The organism is Collinsella sp. AM17-1, assembly GCF_003470665.1.
Lineage (GTDB): Bacteria > Actinomycetota > Coriobacteriia > Coriobacteriales > Coriobacteriaceae > Collinsella.
This window is the reverse complement of the sequence record NZ_QRJZ01000005.1, coordinates 1-226: the sequence shown is the minus strand read 5'-3', so window position 1 is coordinate 226 and position 226 is coordinate 1.

Genomic DNA, 226 nt, shown 5'->3' with positions numbered 1-226 from the left:
GTGTCGCATCCGGGCAGACATCGAACCATTTGAAATGGTCTAACTTGGATTTGTTTTTCGCAAGGCCGCCGAGAGGCGGCCCCGAGAAATTCCTTTTCCTATACAGAACCATATGAATCGAACGGAACCGATCAGCGAATGACTGAGAGGACCGGACGGGCTCGAAGCCCATTTATTTTGGACGGAGAGTTCGATCCTGGCTCAGGATGAACGCTGGCGGCGCGCC